Source organism: Paenibacillus sp. S28 (genome assembly GCF_016624415.1).
GTDB lineage: Bacteria > Bacillota > Bacilli > Paenibacillales > Paenibacillaceae > Paenibacillus_AQ > Paenibacillus_AQ favisporus.
This window is the reverse complement of the sequence record NZ_JACVTM010000005.1, coordinates 54723-72457: the sequence shown is the minus strand read 5'-3', so window position 1 is coordinate 72457 and position 17735 is coordinate 54723. Positions and strand designations below refer to the sequence as shown.

Here is a 17735-nt window from a genome sequence, read left to right as displayed (position 1 = left end):
CGCCTCCCTGCTTAGAATCCTCTGCTCGTGTTGTCTTTCTGGCGCCGATCGAAGCCGGACTGCGTCCGTCCGGCCTGGCCCGGGCGCTGAAGACCGGCCGCCAGCTTGCCGTTCTCCTTCACCGGAATGACGCCGGTGAACAAGGCGAGCACGCCGGCCAGGATCAGGCACGACAGCAGGCGGACCATCTCGTCGCCGACGGTGTGGCCCGACAGGCCGAATTCGAGCACGGCTCCGGCGATAAGGCCGGACACCACGCCGCCAATACCAAAGCTGCGGGCCAGATACCGGTTGTCGAAGATCAGGCCGAGGGACAAGCCGATCGCCCCGCCGATGATGGCGATGAAGGCAATGTGCAGCATCCGGTAATAGACGCTGTCCTGCGTCGGACCGGTCCGTTCGGTCAGAAGCGTCCGGTCGCCTACGTCTTCATAGATTTGCTGGAAGACCGGCGACAGGTCGCCCGCATTGGACACGTCGTAATACTGCCCGCCCGTCTCCCGGGCAATATCCTGCAGCAGCTGCGCCCCATCTGCCTGAACCAGGCTGAGCCCGATCGTGTTGACGGCGATTTGGCGCTGCTTGTACGCCGCGAGGGCGCTGTTCAGGTCGACATCGCTGATGCCGTCCGACAGCAGGATAACCATCGTGTTCCGGCTGGCGTCATTCGTTTCCTCGATATGCTTCATCGTATCCGCCAGCGCCAGGCTGATGTTCGTTCCCCCGTCGGTTGCTTCAAGCCCGTCAATTTCGGAGATGACCTTATGTTTGGCATCCTTATTTTTGACCTTCATAAACGGCTGCAGCAGGGTCGTCTGGTCGTTGAAGACCATCACCGCCACCCGGTTGTCACTGTCCATCCGGTTGATCAGGTTTTTGGCTGCCGTGTAGCGGTCATTGTCCGGGTCAGTCTCCCCCATGCTTCCGGAGTTGTCGATAACCAGAGCAATGTCCTTGACCGGCTTTGCATGGCCGGGATTGATTTCATAGACGAACTCCAAAACCAAACCCAGCACGAAGACCAGCACCAGTGTGGCTGGCACGAGCAGTTTCCAGGAAGTCCCCATATACCGCTGTCTCCAGGACGGCCCATTCAGGCGCGGTGACATCATCTCCGCGATCAGGCACCCGGTGCCGATGCAGAGAGCCAGTATTCCCAAATATAATCCAATGGCCACGATTCGCGGAAGATCGCTGCCCCACACGTGCAGCACGACCTCTCCGATGACGTAGCCGGCCGCGCCGCCAATCAGGCTGAGGAGCAGCAGAAGCAGATTGATTTTACGCTGCATGATACCATGCTTCCTTTCTTAAGTGGCGCCCGGGCCCTTACCGCAGCTCCGGCAGCTGCCCGGGGTCCACACCGTGAAATTCGTAGCCGTTCTGGACGTACGTCTCATAATAGGCTTTGCCGTTGCGGTAATACATCAAGTCCTCCAGATGGAATCCGCCCATCAGGTTCAGCTTCTCGACGCCGCTGCTGCGCTTCTCGTGCACGACCCCGAGCTTGTAGATGCGCGAGGTCTCGTCTGCCCCTAGGGCATACCGGACGAATTCGCTGCTGGCATCGCCAAAGAAATACTTTTCCTCATAGCGGTGCTCCTGCGTATAGTCAAACAGCCGCACGTTAATGACCGCATGCTCCTCAAGGGTTCGGTACAGCATCTTGAACAGGTCTTCCTTCGACAGCACCTGCTTGTTGCTGTAATCGATCGTTACGTTAGCCCGGCGCAGCAATTCATCCTCAAAGGTCTGATCAAAAGGCTCTGCCGTCAGCAAATCACGTTCCACGACAGCAATGAGCCTCTCCAGCAGTCTGTCGGTACCTGCAACTGACAATGCGGACAGGTTCCCGACATAACGGTCCTCGAAAAAGATAAACGGCCCCCTCTTCGCCTCCAGGTCGCGCATGATGTCTTCGGTCACGAGTCCGTAATACTCCATAATGTTCTGCCCGATATAATCGTCGGCAGCCCGAATGCTCTGCTGCGCGGAGGCATGCAGCTCGCCCTCCAGCTGCTCGAGTCGCTGCGCCTGCCGTTTGTAATGGCCGTGCAGACGCTCCAGCTCCGCCTCGTAGCGGCGGTACAGCTTCAGCTCGGTCTCCAGAAGCAGCAATTCCAGCTTGCGCTGATAGATGGTCTCCAGAAAATAGCGGATAAAGCTCCGCACATTATGCTTGTCCATCAGCGGCCGTTTTGGAAAAGGCAGGTTCCCCACCTGCTCGCCGTAATACCGGTCGAGCTCGGCCCGGTCAGCCTCCAGCTGGCCGGCCATATCACGGATCCGGGCTCGCAGCGCCTCCAGCACACCGCCTGCCCCGTCTTTCTCGCCGGTCCACGCCGCAATGTGGAACACGCTGATCTCCGGATGCTCCGCCATCTGCTGCCGGATGACGGAATCCAGCTCCTCCGCCCCGTCCAGGCGGCTCAGCGCTTCGCTTGCCTCCTGCTCGTAGTTGGCTTGAAAATACCGCCGGCATCCATCACCGAACAGCGCCTCCTCCGCTTCGCGTACGGACATGCCTTTCAGCGAAGCGAAGCCGACCGGCCGGGTCATCATGCCGTTCATTTCCTCGATCCGGCTGCCGTCCGGCACCACATGGTCCGCTCGCGACGAAACCGCCGCCGGATCCAGCCCGAAGAATGCCAGGCGTTCCTTGATGCCGAGCTCCCTTCCGGCCTTCATCCGCAGCAGCAGCTGGCTGTAGAAATGGTACAGCACCGTCAGGGCAATCGGCTGGTTCGGCCGCTTGACCCTGGAGAAACCGGCGGAGACATAGCCCTGCCGGCCGGACTCGGTCATGATGTTGTTTTTGAAGGAGGTATTGTTATAGCTTCCCGCCTGACCGTCGACCTGATGTTCCTTCTGCTTGCGGTTCTTCAGCAGGCCGAGGTGGCAGATGATCTCATAGTTGTCCTGCATGCCGCCAGGATCGGCGATGCCGCGCTCGTTTTTGTCCGACAGCACATACACCAGATCGAACAGCGGCGAAGCCGGATGCGTCACCGGAATGGACAATCCGTCCTCCGTTACGTGCAGCGGTGCGGAGAACATGTACTCGGGGCGCTGCATCATGTCGAGCTCCCGCAGAAAAGCCATCCCCGCCGAGCTGGCATATCCGAACGACTCCAGCTGCTCCCGTTCGCTGATCAGCGCGTACAGGTCCATCTGAACCGACTTGAAGGACTGGCTGAAGATCGACTGGGCAAGCAGCGAAATTTCCGGTATAAACACATTAAGCGGGTCGTCGACCCGCGTAATGACAGAGAGATGGATCCGGTCGAACGAGGAATACATCCGGCCGTAGCCCGCAATATGAGACTCTAGCCGGCGGATCGCCTTATTCAGCTCGAACAACTGCTTTTCATTCCGGTAGAACGCCCGGTGCAGCTCTTTGCGTATCGTTTTGGGATCACCCGGCACAGCGGAGTCGTCCAACAGAAACCGGCTCAGCAAGGAGCCGCCGTCTTCGGAGCGCACTTCGCCGAACCCGTACTCTTTGGCTTCGAACCGTCCATTCGCATGACTTTCCTGGGAGGCCATGGACGCCAAAGTGCCTTGGGTCTCGTCTGAAGCGGCTGCCCCCCGGTCGCTGCCGGACACCGTGCCGACATGGAAATACGTCACTCCGGCGCTGTTATCCCACTTTTGCCGGTGGATCTTCATGATCGGTCCGATGGCGTCCGCCGTCTTGTCGCCGATAAACAGAAGCACCGCCGGGTAATGGATGCTGCTCTGGTCGTCTCCCTTACCCGTCAGGCTCTCCTGGGCTGCGGCATAGCTGGATGCAAACTGCTCTAAAATACCGTTCATCGCTTACTTCAGCCTTCTGCGGATATCGTTCAGCTTGGAAGAAATCTGTCTGTAGAACTGATAGCGGTCTTCCCCGTCCGCCAGCTCCACCTTCTCGTATTCGAGACGGTCGCGGGCTTCCAGGAAGGTCGCCGACAGCTCCTCCAGCTTGGTGAGCAGCGGGGTGATATCCTCCGAAGCGGTCAGCTCGGCATCCCGGCGGGACGATTTGCGCAGCAGGGTGCTGCGGCTCTTCTCATCCAGCCCGCGGAAATGCTTGAACACTTCGAATTCGACGTAATTGACGCTTTTCAGCAGATTGGCGAACGGCTGCCACGCTTCTTCTTCCGGGTCGCGGTCGTAGACGTACAAGGCGCCCTTCTTGCAGATCGTGCCGGTGTACATCGCTTCGATAAACTGGTCCAGCCATTTCTCCTCATCCTGATGCTGGCTGATGATGTCTTCCAGCTCGGCAGCCTTGGCGGCAATGGCTGTATACTTGGCCAATTCGGCCCGTACCCGGGTGATGAGCTCCGGCGAACGGATCAGGTTCTCCTTGGCCAGATCCTCATTGATCGAGCCGAAGATATCCTTCGATCCTTCCCGCTCCAATCCCTCACGCAAGTAACGCTTCAGCTCGGTCAGCGCCCGCTTCACTTCGCCAAGGTTCGGCTTGGCGGCATTCAGCTGCATGTCGTACGCGCGCAGCGCAGACTCCACGTCAAACGGCTTCGTAAACACCACCGCGTAGCGGTTGCTGGTGTTCTGGTCGGCATCCTTCAGCTGAACCACCTTCAGCTGCAGCGCTTGGTCGAATTCGGTGCGGACACGGGCGTTATAGCTCTGCACGCGCGAGTTCACGTAGGTTTCGCCCCACGATTTTTCCGGAATCGGCGAAGGCAGGTACGTCCAGTTCACGCGGTCGGTCTGCACCAGGTGGCGGCCGATGCCTTCTTTGTCCAGAATCGTGCGTTCGTAGCTTTCCTCGTACACCTTAAGCGGCGTATACACAAACAGCGGCACGCCATTTTTCGTGTTCAGCCAGAAGATCCGGTTCTTCACTTCGCTCTCTTTGACGGTAAAATGCGATTTGCCCACCGAGTTGTTCTGGTAATTGCGGATCCCCTTCAGGATGCTCGGCGCCTGCACCGGCACGGAGACAAAGCCCCACGACGGGAAGTACAGATTGCCCGCGCTGTTGCTCAAGTGGAAGACCGGCACAGCCTCTTCGTCCAGCTTGCTGGCGATGTTCCGCTCCACAAACTTCTCGATCGACTCCTCCTGGCCGAACTTCATGATCAGGAAGTCTTCCATCGAGCGGGTAATGAGGTCGCCGAACTTGTCGGTCAGAAACTCCGAAATGGAGCTGACCACGTCGATCTCCTGCTCGCGAATCCAGCGGTTGGAATGGTCCAGCAGCTCCTGCGCAAAGTCGCGGATCAGATCGTCAACATCCTTCTGCTCCATCATGCGGTTAATGACCTTCGAGATGTCGGGCACGCTGACCAGATTCCAGTAGTAGGTTTTGTTGCCCTTGTGATCCTGCTGCTCTTCCCCATTCAGGAGAATGTCTCCGTTTTTGGCGAAAATGGAGTTCAGCGCGTTCAAAATTTCGGTATATACGTTATAAATGCGGTTGTTTTCCTTGTTCAGCAGATCGTACAGATCCTCGTAGAACTCGATCATCTGCTCGGTACGCTCTACATCCGCCATCAGCCAGTATTCGTTGATCTTGGCCTCGATGTAGACGTTTTTCTTCTTCTCTTTGGATACGAAGGCGCTCTTTGCATCGCCCAGACGCTCATCCGCCTGCTCCCGGGCCACCTCGATGTCCCGCGGAATGCGGGTCAGGTTCTCGCGCAGCGTCTCAATATAGGAGAGCAGCATTTTGAGCAGGCTGAATCCCTTCTCCGTGTAGATCAGGCGGGACACGTAGAACGGCCCTTGCTGCGGGTGCAGGAACATGCGGCGGATCTGGTCGCTGAACTGCGCCACGATTTCCCCTGGCAGCTGCTTCTTCGCCTTGATATACTCCTCACGGGCCCGCGCCAGGAAATTTTGCTCCAGCTCGGTGTCCATGTTGATGACCTGATTTTTAACAACGTTCGTGTAGCTCAAGCGCTCGCTGTTCTGGTAGCCGGGCAGCGGCTCCGGCACGCGCGATTCAAACGTCTTCACCATCGTGTCGAGATCGACGCCGAGCTTGCGGGCGAACTTCTCCACGTCTTCCTGATTCGGCGCTTTTTCGAACATCGTCTCCATTTTGCCGAACAGGCGGTACGCCAGAAACGTCGTCATTTCCTCAATCGGAAGCACGGCCGACGAGGCGCCGATAATATTGTAGTCGTAGTTGGCCGGATACGCCTTGTTCATTTGGGCGATGTTCGTGCGGATGTTGCTGATGTAGTCATGAATGGCGAATTCTTCGCCCGATTGCTTTTCCTCGCTCGCCATGAAGTTCGTAATGTTCTCGGCGGTCACGTTCATGCAGTAATCGTAGGCATTTTCCAGCAGCTTGCCTTCCGTGTTGGTCGCCGAAATCAGATGGCACAGGTTAAACGGCGGCAGCGGCGAGTTGACGGTCAGAATGTTGCCGTACTGCTGTTTGAACCGTTCCCCGCGCGCGTCCACGTTCATCCAGTAGTCGAGCTCTTTGAGGGCTGCATAACCGTTCTTCTTGATGTACTCACGCGTATGTTCGCTAAGGCTCTTGTTCGCCAGGTTGATATCCGGCGTGAACAGATAACCGAGCGTGTTGACCCGGTCGATCCCGGCGGAGCCATGGTCGCGCTCGATAATGCCGCGGACGATATAGGCGATGTCCAGGAAGCAGCCGCTTCCGGTACCGCCGGAGAGGCCGGTCAGCAGGAACACCATCAGCTTCTTGTTGGTGCCTACGGACAGCGTCTTGATCTTCTTGTCGATGGCCTGCACGACCTGGTTGATCTTCGTGAAGAGCAGCAGGCGTCCCGCCTGGCGGACGCCCGCCGCGCCGTTCATGCCGTCGGTGATGCTGAGCTCGGGCGACAGCCAGTCCGTAATGTACGGCTCCAAAATGCTGCGGTTCTGCAGCAGTCCGCCGATCTCGGCGTTCGACAGCAGCACGAATTCGTTGATCGGGTCGAGGCCCACGCCTTTGTAGCGCTTGTTCCGGTCCTGCTCGTTCGTTTCAAAAGCCAGGAACTCGACGTTGTCCGGCTTGTCCATTTTCTTCTTGGAGAGCGGATCTTCAGGCAGCTTAAAGCGCCGATTGATCTGGTATTTCAGACGCAGCAGCGCATCGATGCCGGTGCCTCCGAGGCCGATGATCAGAATCGGGTTGTCAATCGTGTCCACCCGGATTTTTTCGCTGACGATACCGCCTCCCAGCGACACGTCCAGCTGCTGTATATGTTCTCTAACGACCGGTTTCATAGATTCCCCTCCTGGAAAAGGTGTACGGATATGAATATACCGTTACACCAAATATTCAAATTGTATCGTTTTGTCAATCTGCTGCAGAGACACGCTCAGGCGGTCTCCGCTCTTCAGCTCCACGCCGGCGGAAGCATCCAGCACGCGGCCGGACCGCTCAATCGTGCAAGGCGAGGCATTTTTCAGCACCAGGCGGTCGTTCTTGCCCGGCGTAAACATGATTTTGTCGGTTTCCTTCAATTCCGGCGCCAGCTGCAGCAGCTGGTGCAGGTTGAATTTGCCCCGGAATGAGGTCAGCTTCTTATATTGCGGGTATGTCTTCTCCCCGGTGTTCTCGTCGCGGATCTCGATGACCATCTGCCCGACAAAGCCCCGATTCGCCTTCTTCACGGCATTTAAAATGAAATACGCCGCGGCCGCGATGATCAGAAGGGCAATAACCCCGATCACGACGAGCATCGTAGGGAACGGTTTATCCTTGGACACTCCTGAAGCTGCCGTCCCGGCCCCCGTGCCCGCAGACGCCGGCTTGGCGCTGACGGTAACTGGCTGGGTTTCGCGGTAGAAGCTTTGGTCTTCCGCACGCACCTTCAGTTCGTACTGGTGCTTGGCGGGAATTTGGTAAGAACCCTCGAAATGGTCTCCTTGGTTCGTCAGCTTAACTTCCTCGGTCTTGCCCGTATCGAGGTCCTTCACCAGAAGCTTGGCGGCCATGCTGCCATACAGCGCCTGATCCTGAAGCTTCTGGCCGCTGCTGACCAGATACGACTTGATCTCTATCGTGTCACCCGGCTTCACCGATTTGGACGGCAGCGGATCCATCGTCAGGTCCAAATCATAGTTAAAGACGAGATTGATGTCGATTTTGTCCTTCGGAACGCCCTTCACCTGAAGCTTCCAGTCGCCCTGCTTAGGCTTCAGCAGCTTGATCAGGGAGTACGTCTTCGACTTGGAGCTCAGCACGTTCGCCGAAGGAATGGTCTGAGCCGCCCCGGCAGGATCGGTTAATTTCACGTCAACCGGGCTTCCGGACATCATCGAAATGTTCGCTTCCAGCACGTTCGCATTCGGAACGCTGATGGTCACTTCCTGATAGCTGCCGTTCGCGGTGATCGACTGCACCGGAACGATCTTCAGCTTCTGGTGGCTGGCAAAAATTTCGCTCAAAATTTGCGGCAAATCATCCGCCGAGCTGGTGGAGAACGATTTGGCCCCGGTCTGGCTGGCCAGATCCGCCAGGGCAGCCTTGTTCAGCTTACCATCGGCATTCAGCCCGATCGTATAGATGGGGATGCCTGCCTGCTTCGCCTCCTGCACGGCGGCGCTCAGCTGCTGGTCGGCCTGCTGCTCCGTCTTGCCTGATTTCGGGTCAAGCTCATTGTTGCCGTCCGCCAGGACGACGATCATCGGCTCGTGGCTCTTGTCCATGCCCTGTTTCAGCACCTTCACCGCTTCATCCACGCCGACCGAAATGTCGGTATAGGCGCCGCGGTCGAGCTGGTCGATGAACTGCTTCAGATCTTCCTTGTCCGCCGCGGACTGGATTTCAAGCAGCGCCTTCTCCCGCTGGATCTTGTCCGTATAGGAGACGATTCCGACCTTGTCCCCCTGGGTGGACAGCATGTCGATGAACATCTTCATCGCCTCGCCGCTGATCCGGTTGGGATCGCTAGCCTTCATCGAATTACTGGCATCCATCACCAGTACAGCGTCAATCTGGGATGACGGCTGCCCGGCAGCCGATACCGTCGGCAGGAAGCCGCACCATGACACAAGCAGCAGCACCCCGGCCAGCAGGCACAGCGTCCATTTATTTTTTAAATGCATAGCGTTTCTCCTTCACAACATTAGTCTTCGGTTTCCAATATTCGAGGCCAGTATTCCGCAAAATTCGACCTTTCCAAGCCGTAAGAGTTCCATTATTAACTCTAGGCAAAAAGTCTTAAATATTCCTTAAGAAACGATAAAAAAACGTGAAGCGACGTTTCTAGTTTCATTCCATATTCAGTAGAAACTTCCATGCCGAGCACTAAAATATCCCAATCTATAACATTATGATATAATTATACCTGCCAAAGTTCAATGTTTACAGGAGCTCCGCGGATTGTAGGCATTAGGACCTAACTATCAATTTGCATAATTATCCATCCGATAGAAAGGAATATTGATATGATTGCTTACGGATGTCTCGCCGTTTTGTTTCTTTTTGTTTTGATCAAATCCGTCAATTATTTCAGACGCCAGAAGACCGCGCCGCTTCCGGAAGAGCTGGACGAAATGCTGCTCACCATCGCCAACCCGGGAGACCGCCATGGTTAAGAAGAAGCCGGTACGTCTGCGCCCTTATTATAGAACGAGATATGCCTATCAAAAGTTAAGAGTTTGCAAACATTGCCATCATTTTACCGTCCTGTGGGAAGACACTTGCGCCAACTGCGGCCGTCACGCGCTGATCCCAGTCATGGACCAGGCGGCGATTAACGCCAAGCGGTCGATGCAGACGGAAAGGCTTGCCGCCCTTCTGCTGACGCTGGTGGCTGTGCTGCTAAGCCAGACATTCCTACAGATTGCCGTCTGCCTGGGCGGGGGCATCCTGCTGACGGTGCTGCTGTGGCTGCTCCAGCGGCGCATGCTGCCGTCCGAGACGCGCCGCCAGCTGGACAAGCTGCTCCACGGCAGCCAGCGTCTGATCCTGGAAGGCATCTATTTGAATCTGTCCACCGCCTCAGCCGCCATTAAGGATGACGAACAGATCGGTTACGAGATTCTTCGGGAGATTGCCACCATCGTGCATAACGACCGGATCCGGCTGCAGCAAATCGTGCTGCTCCAGTCGTTCGTGCTGCGCAAAGACATGGATCTCGAGCTGGAACCGCTGCTGATCGAGGATTTCGACCCCGATCTGGCCGCTTATATCGGCGAAATCGCCAAGGTCAAACGCGAGCTGATTAAAGCCAGCGCCATTCGTTATCTGCTCATTCATGAGCGTTACATCCTGCAAATGAAGCAGGGTGCCAGCATTATGACGGCTGCGGCTGGCGCCGCGGTACGGATGAAGAAGTATGTAGATATGTATCCTGATTTCATCCGGCGCTACGCGCGCGGCCTGCCGCGGGAGCGGTTTTTGCGCCTGTACCAGATCGTGCGGCGCAATCCGGACCAGTCCTGGGACGGTCTCCGCGACGAGGTTTCCGCCATTTATAATGAAAAGTACCGCTGGGACCCGGATTTTCAAAAATGGGAATAAAGAGGCCATAAAGATATGACGATGAAAAACGCGCTAACCCTGCGTAATTTGTATATTTTGCTCTGCGCCGCGGCTTTGGTCCTGATCGGAGTCAAGGGTTATGACATGAACCGGAAGATCGATTGGGTCGCCACAGCGGGTCAGTACTACGACCGGAAAGATCTGATCAATGCAGAGGAATGGTACCAAAAAGCCGCAGCAAACCGGTCCATACGCTATAAGGAAGATCTAATCGCCTCCCGGCTGAAAGAGCTTGAGCCGATCACCTCCATGAGGCAGTCGCTGTCCCGTCTGGATCGCCGCGCGGAAACTGCTGCCCGAAACAGGGATTTTGACGGGCTTATGAATGTGTACGCCGACTTGATTGCCGCCAAGAAGAAGTATATGGCTGCGATCCAGCCGCTGGCCGCCTACTATCCGAAGATCTCCGCCATGTACGGCATTTCGGACGATCTGACCAAGGACTTCAAGCAATTCCAGTCCCTCTTTTACCAGCAGGCGAAGGATCAATTGGCCCAGGGGGACGTTAACGACAACGCCTTTAAATGGAATCTGCTGGCCATTCCGGCGGAATTTTACGGCGGTGCAGAAGCCAAAAGCAAGCAGTTAAGCGGAAAATTTCAATCGTATGACGAGGCCCTGACGGCCCGCATGGCGGGTGCCGGGCAGTATCAGAACATGCTGGACTGGTCGCTGTCCATGATGACCGAATACAAGAGTCGCAGCTTTAAGGCGAATTGGGTAAAAGAAAAGGCCGACTCCCTCGCCCGCACCCTGCTCACAAAGGACGTGCAGGGAGACCAGGCGGCAAACTTTGCCGCCCACGCCAAGATGTACAACGCCTACATGGCCGGCGCCGGCATGAAGCAGTCCGCTGTCCAGGATTACATCACCCGGCAAATCGGCACCTGGCTGAAGAGCGCCGACCGCAAAGTGAAGAACCATAAGTATGAAGAGGCGATCGCGATTTACCAGGCCTTATCCGGCTACGAGGATACGGAAGACAAGATCAAGGCGGCCCAGCTGGCCTGGACGGTTCACGATCCGGTCCGCCTGCTGCAGAGCGCCGATCCCTCCCCCTCCTACGACTTCGTCAGCGGAGGAGCGGATCGCTTCGGCGGTAAAGCCTATGCCATCGGGGCGGACGGCAGCAACACCGTCTATTTCACCCGGATGAACAGCGATGAGACGGTGCAGGGTTACAGCAGCCATGATTTCCCGCAGGGAGCCGCCATCCGGAAAGTCTCCATCGAACCGTCGCTCAGCACGGGCAGCACGCCGGTCATTCTCGTCGAAGCGGACTCAACGACCCGGAAGGCGCTGTATGCCGCTTATGAAGTCCGGGAGAACGGCATGGTCCAGCTGTTCCAATTCAGCGCGGACGGCTATAGCGTTCAATCGGACAAGTCGCTCCTGGTGACGAATCCGGAGATCGGCGGAGGCAGCGTGACCGGTGGGATGGACGCTGCCGGAGGCACGGCATCGGAGGCGATATATGAGCGGCGCGGCGATGCCTATGAGTTTGCGGGCATCCAGCAGGACTTTACGGATATCGTAGCGACCGACCTGCCGTCGCATCCGGGCGAGAAGGTTCGCTTTACCATTTATATCGTCCAAGGCGGCCAGGGCGAGGCGCTCGCGGAAATGGAAGGGTCGTATATCAAACTGAGGGGCAATTTCCAATTCACCGAGGGCAGCGTGACCGTCATCGGAACCTATAACGAGTCCGAGGAGATGTACCCGGACGGCGATCAAACCGTCGAGCCTGTGAACGTACCGGTCGTAGACGTGGAACGGCTGGAGTAGATTCGGGAAGTTCGGCTGCTTCCAACTTCCAACAAGATATAGCCCTACATGGTCTTGTCCGATGGAGACGAAAACAGACCAAAGACCAATTGCAAAAAGAATATCGTGCATGAATCGTTCCTAGCATGGTTATTAGGATCGTTCGTGAACATTAAAAGGCTTCCGCTTCGGCGTGAGGCCTTTTTTACTATGCCATCTCCCCAATTACGTCATCTTTTGTCGTATATATGAATTATTCTAAAACCATCCAAGGTACCGTATCGCAAAATGAAAGAGAGGGATGGATTCGTGGATGAATATATTGAAATCGAAGGGGCCCGGGAGCATAATCTGAAGAATATTTCGCTCCGCATTCCCAAACGCAGGCTGGTCGTGCTGACAGGCTTGTCCGGGTCGGGCAAATCGTCGCTCGCAATGGATACGCTGCAAAAGGAATGCCAACGGCAGTACATGGAGTCCATGGGGATGGTAACGGACTTCATCAGCAAACCGCGGGTGGATTCCATCCGCGGCCTGTCCCCTTCCATCAGCGTCAGCCAGCATGTGACCAACAGGAACCCCCGGTCCACCGTCGGGACCGTTACGGAGATCTATACGTACCTGCGTGTGCTGTACGCCAAGCTTGGCGTGCGGGTATGTCCAGCTTGCGGTCAAAGCATTCACCCCGTCTTCGAAGACAGTCCAGCGGTGTCCGAAGAAGTTCTTGAACCATCGGAAGATGCGATTGAGGAGCCTAAGCATATGCCCTGCCCGCACTGCCATGCCTCGATCCCGAAGCTGACGATGGCCCACTTCTCCTTCAACAAGCCTGAAGGAGCCTGCCCGACCTGCACAGGAATCGGCATCGTGACCGATATTGCCGTGGACCGGCTTTTGCAGGAAGACCTCAGTATCTTGGAAGGAGGCGTAACGCTCTGGGACGGCTGGGTTCGCGAATACTATGCGGACGTGCTGTTAGCGGCATCTAAACATTACGGTTTCCCGTACGAGCCGCACCTGCGCATCCGCGATTATGGCGCGATCGCACGCGACATGCTGCTCTACGGCGCAGCCAGTGAGCAGTTCCAGCGCCATTTCCCCCGCGTTAAGCCTCCCAAAACCGTGGGCAAGGGCAATTTTGAAGGCTTGATCACCCATTTGCTGCGCAAGTACAGGGAACATGACGGAGACCCGGAAGAATCGGGCTCTAAAAAATGGGACCCGTATTTTATGAAGCAGACCTGCCCCGATTGCCGGGGATCGCGATTGGGGAGAGAGGGCCGGCTCGTTACCATTAGGGGTACGACTATCATCGAGGCGGCTTCTTACACCCTTCTCCCGCTCTATGCCTGGCTCAAGCAGTTGAAACAGGAGCTGCCAGGCGAAAGCCTGGCCGTATGGGAGCCTATTTTCAACGGGTTGGCGGACCGTATCCAGCGGCTGATCGACGTCGGGCTCGAATATTTGTCGCTGGACCGGAAGGCGAGCACGTTGTCCGGCGGGGAAGCCCAGCGGCTCCGGCTCGCTTCACTGCTCGGTTCGGGTCTCACCGGGGTTCTGTACGTACTGGACGAGCCCACGGCCGGGCTCCATCCGCGGGATACCCATAAGCTGATCCGAGTGCTGAGGCGGCTCCGCGATTTGGGAAATACCGTGCTGGTCATCGAACATGACACCGAGGTAATGAAGGCCGCGGACCATCTGATCGAGATTGGCCCCGGCTCCGGAAAAGAAGGCGGGACCGTCGTTGGCACCGGAACGCTCGAACAGTTGAAAGCAATCCCCGAATCCGCTACCGGACGGTATTTGCGGGAATTGGACATCACCGGCACTCGGGTTACACGGAGAGCAGGCAGCGGCAGCAAGCTTACGATCGAGCAGGCTTCCGCCCATAACCTGAAGCAGTTGACCGTCAGCTTTCCGCTCGGATGCCTGATTACAGTGACGGGGGTTTCAGGTTCGGGCAAATCCACTCTTCTGTTCGACATCCTCGAGCCTGCGGCAAAATCCCATCTTCGTTTGTCCGGCGATATGCCAGGCCAATACGAACGCATCACCGGCCTGGAGCTTATCTGCAAGGTCATCGCCGTCGACCAAGCCCCGGTCGGAAAAATTTCGCGGTCCAATATCGCGACATACACCGACCTGTTTACCCCGATCCGCAGCCTATTCGCGGAGCTGCCAGAGGCCCGAAAACAACGGCTGAGTCCCAAGCACTTCTCCTTTAACACGCCGGGCGGCCGATGCGAGAAATGCCGCGGCATGGGCACCCTGCAGCTGGATATGCACTTTCTGCCGGATGTGGAGGTGCGCTGCCCCGTTTGCCTGGGAAAACGATTCAAAGAGAATGTGCTGGCCGTTCAGTACAAGGGCTTCAGCATTTCGGACATTCTGAACCTGACCGTCCTGGAGAATGCCGCCCTCTTTGAGGAGCCGGTAATAACCGGCATGCTGAACCTGCTGGGTGAAGTAGGGCTCGGCTACCTGCAGCTGGGGCAGCCCACGACGACGCTGTCGGGCGGAGAAGCCCAGCGGATCAAGCTGGCGAAGGAGCTTGGCAAAAAAAGCAGAGGAAATACCTTGTACTTGCTGGATGAGCCCACGACCGGGCTTCATCCCAGTGATGTCCGGCATCTGTGCCGTCTGTTAAACCGGCTCGTGGACGCCGGCAACACGGTTATCGTGATCGAGCACCATCTCGATCTGATCGCCGCGTCCGACTGGATCGCCGATTTTGGACCCGAAGGCGGGGATGCCGGAGGGCATTTGGTCGCGCAGGGTACGCCGGAAGATGTGGCGGCCGTTCAAGCCTCATATACAGGCCGCTATCTGGCCGGGCATCTGTCACGCTGATCGTGCTTCCCATCGCCATTGCTCCTGCAGCTCGCGCAAGCAAAAAAGAATCAAAAAAAGAATCACCCTTAGTCACATGGACTATGGGTGATTCTTCATATTCGGATCGCTTTGATCCGCTTATGTTCTATTGTACGGTCACGACCACCTTGGTCGATTTGCCGCCGAAGCTGACCGTGATCGTCGCTTTGCCTTTGCCGTTAGCCGTGATCTGGCCGTCCTTCACCGTCGCCGTCAAAATTTTGGAGGACTTCCACAGAGCCGGCTTGGAGACGTCCACATCGGTTCCGTCCATGTAGGTCGCCGTGGCCGCCAGCGTCAGCTTGTCGCCGACGTTCAGCGTCACGCTCACCTTGTCAGTCTGCAAATATTTCAGCGTATCCACTTCGACCGGAATCCGAACCGTCTTGTTGCCGTACTTGGCCGTCACAGTCGTTTTGCCGTAAGCGGCGGCGGTAATGACACCGTCGTTAACCGATGCTACTTTATAGTTTCCGGTTTTCCATTCCGCCTTGGACGTCACGTCCTTGGTGCTGCCGTCACTGAACGTCACTTCCAGCTTGACGGTAGCCGTTTTATCCTTGGCTTTGCCTACCGTCTTCAACGATACCGCAGTCTCGCTCGCCTCAATGGCGGAAATGACGTCAACCTCCACCGGGATCGTTACTTTCTGTCCGCCGTACTCGGCGGTAATGTTGGCTTTCCCGCTCTTCAGACCGGATACCAGACCGTTATTGTCTACTCCGGCAACCGTAGAGCTGCTGGACTTCCAAGACGCTTCCTTAGTCACGTCCACCACTGTACCCGTGGCATCCTTCGCGGTCAGCGTCAGCTGCTTCTTGTCGCCGGCGGACATGATCACGAGCGTCTCCGACGCTTTCAGGTCGCTGACCAGTCCAACTTCCACGGTCATCGTGTAGGATTTGCCTTCATATTTGGCCGTAATCGTTGCGGTGCCTGTCGCCACGCCGGTGATGAGTCCATTTTCATCAATGTCGGCGATATCCTTTTTGCTAGTGCTCCATTCTACTTTGTCCTTAGACGAGACCGTCTCGGCCGCACGGTCCGCACCGTAATCCAGCACGATGCTCGCCTGGTAGGTGGCGTCCACTTTCAGGGACAGCTTCTTCACCGGCAGCGAGATGCTGAGTGGCATGTCGACCGCTACGGATGTCGTTACCGTCACTCCGCCGTAGGTGGCGCTGACTTTGGATTCCCCTTTTTTGAAAGCCGTCAAATTCCCGCCGCTGACAAAAACGACGTCCTCATTGCTGGATTTCCACACGGCTTTGCCCTGAACCTTCTCGGTTTCCCCATTCGCATAGGTAGCGATCAGGTCCAGCTGCTTCGTCTTCTCACCCGTCAAGCTCAGCGCGACCTTCTCGACCAGATCGAGGTGGCGCGGTACGTCAACGTCGACATTTATGGCCACGCTCTTGTCCCCGTATTTGGCAGAAATGATGGCTGCGCCCGGTGCGATGGCCGTAATGACGCCTTTGTTCACATAAGCGACCTTCTCGTCGCTGGAAGACCATACGGCATCTCCCGTAATGTCCACCGGATCTTTGTCCGGATACACCGCTTCAACCTTGATCGGCTGTGTGGTGGAGTCCCCTGCATGAAGGAACATATCCTGCTTGTCCGCCTTCAGGCGGATCGTCTTGTCGACATCGACCTGAATCGTTGCCGTTTTCGTACCGTACTTCGCCGTAATCGTGGCGGTACCCGGACCGTAAGGAGTAATCTGCCCCTTGATGACGTCCGCCACGCCTTCGTTGCTCGACGTCCATTCAGCGTCGGCCGCAACGTTATCTTTGGTTGTGCCGTCCGGATAGGTCGCTTTCAGCGTCACTTGCACCGGCGTCTTCTCGCTCAGCAGCATGGACACCTGCGCAGGGTCCGCATCGAGCCGCTTCACCACTTCTACGCTCACCGGAATCGTTACGGTCTGCTTGCCGTACACCGCCGTCAGCGTAGCCGTACCCGGACCCACCGGCGTCACCGTTCCGTTCACGACCGTCGCCACGCTGGCGTTATCCGTCGACCAGTCCGCTTTGCCGGAAACTTCCTCCGTATTGTTGTCTGTATAGGTTGCGGTCAGCTTGATCTGGGGCTTGTCCCCCAGCTTCAAATCCAGGCTCTGCACATCTTTCGTAAGCGCCTTGACCTTCTTCGTTACGGTCACCGACACCGATTCGGATACGTCCCCGAATACGGCTGTTACCGTTGTCGTACCTTCGCTCTTCGCGGTTACGGTACCGTTATATATGGTGGCAACTACGTTGTTCGAGCTGCTCCAGCTCGCCTTTACCGTCAAATCTGCCGTTGAATTATCCGAATATACACCCGTCGCGGTTACTTTCGCCGTATCGCCGATTTCAAGGGTAAGCTCATTTTTGGACAAAACCAGCTTGGTCAACTCCGCCGTGGCGGCCCAGGTCGTTCCGGCATAGGCCATGCACAGCACCATAACCAGGGACATGACCAGTACCCTTTTTAATCTGATTCGCAATGTAAATTCCCTCCAATTCCCTTATTTTGAGTAGAAACAAAAAAAGACCCTACCTCCCATATCGGTCAGTCCAGCCAAAAATGTTAGTTTTTTGGAGATTTTCTGTAATTTTTCGATAAAAACCGCCGT

General features: G+C 56.6%; 9 protein-coding genes. 4 read left to right on the top strand and 5 right to left on the bottom strand.

Going from position 1 to position 17735, the window contains the following annotated elements; genetic code table 11:
* Positions 1-11 precede the first annotated feature (11 nt).
* From IAE55_RS13995 to IAE55_RS13980, 4 genes are read right to left on the bottom strand one after another with little or no spacing between them, the layout of a single operon-like run.
* Complete coding sequence (locus IAE55_RS13995) at positions 12-1292, bottom strand: vWA domain-containing protein (RefSeq protein ID WP_105445237.1); 1281 nt, start codon at positions 1290-1292, stop codon at positions 12-14.
* Positions 1293-1329: 37 nt separating this feature from the next.
* Positions 1330-3816, bottom strand: a complete 2487-nt coding sequence (locus IAE55_RS13990; protein ID WP_200633034.1) for a transcription initiation factor TFIID — start codon at positions 3814-3816, stop codon at positions 1330-1332.
* A 3-nt stretch (positions 3817-3819) separates the two neighbouring features.
* Positions 3820-7209, bottom strand: coding sequence for a tubulin-like doman-containing protein (locus IAE55_RS13985; protein WP_200633033.1), 3390 nt, complete (start codon positions 7207-7209; stop codon positions 3820-3822).
* 42 nt (positions 7210-7251) lie between these two features.
* On the bottom strand, positions 7252-9036 hold the full coding sequence (locus IAE55_RS13980) for a vWA domain-containing protein (protein ID WP_200633031.1): 1785 nt from the start codon (positions 9034-9036) through the stop codon (positions 7252-7254).
* A 342-nt stretch (positions 9037-9378) separates the two neighbouring features.
* Between IAE55_RS13980 and IAE55_RS13975 the strand changes: the two genes are divergently transcribed.
* From IAE55_RS13975 to uvrA, 4 genes are all read left to right on the top strand, one after another.
* Positions 9379-9528: a hypothetical protein gene (locus tag IAE55_RS13975; protein ID WP_200633029.1), complete on the top strand. Its 150-nt coding sequence runs from the start codon at positions 9379-9381 to the stop codon at positions 9526-9528.
* On the top strand, positions 9521-10456 hold the full coding sequence (locus tag IAE55_RS13970; RefSeq protein WP_200633027.1) for a hypothetical protein: 936 nt from the start codon (positions 9521-9523) through the stop codon (positions 10454-10456). The genes IAE55_RS13975 and IAE55_RS13970 overlap by 8 nt, the downstream gene beginning before the upstream one ends.
* 15 nt (positions 10457-10471) lie before the next feature.
* The gene (locus IAE55_RS13965; protein ID WP_200633025.1) at positions 10472-12262 is read left to right on the top strand and encodes a hypothetical protein; all 1791 of its coding nucleotides are present in this window, start codon (positions 10472-10474) and stop codon (positions 12260-12262) included.
* A gap of 288 nt (positions 12263-12550) precedes the next feature.
* Complete coding sequence (uvrA, locus tag IAE55_RS13960) at positions 12551-15094, top strand: excinuclease ABC subunit UvrA (protein ID WP_200633023.1); 2544 nt, start codon at positions 12551-12553, stop codon at positions 15092-15094.
* A gap of 127 nt (positions 15095-15221) precedes the next feature.
* Here uvrA and IAE55_RS13955 read toward each other — a convergent pair whose 3' ends face one another.
* Entirely contained in the window at positions 15222-17606 is a 2385-nt protein-coding gene (locus IAE55_RS13955) for an Ig-like domain-containing protein (protein WP_234489546.1), read from the bottom strand.
* Between the last annotated feature and the right edge of the window lie 129 nt (positions 17607-17735).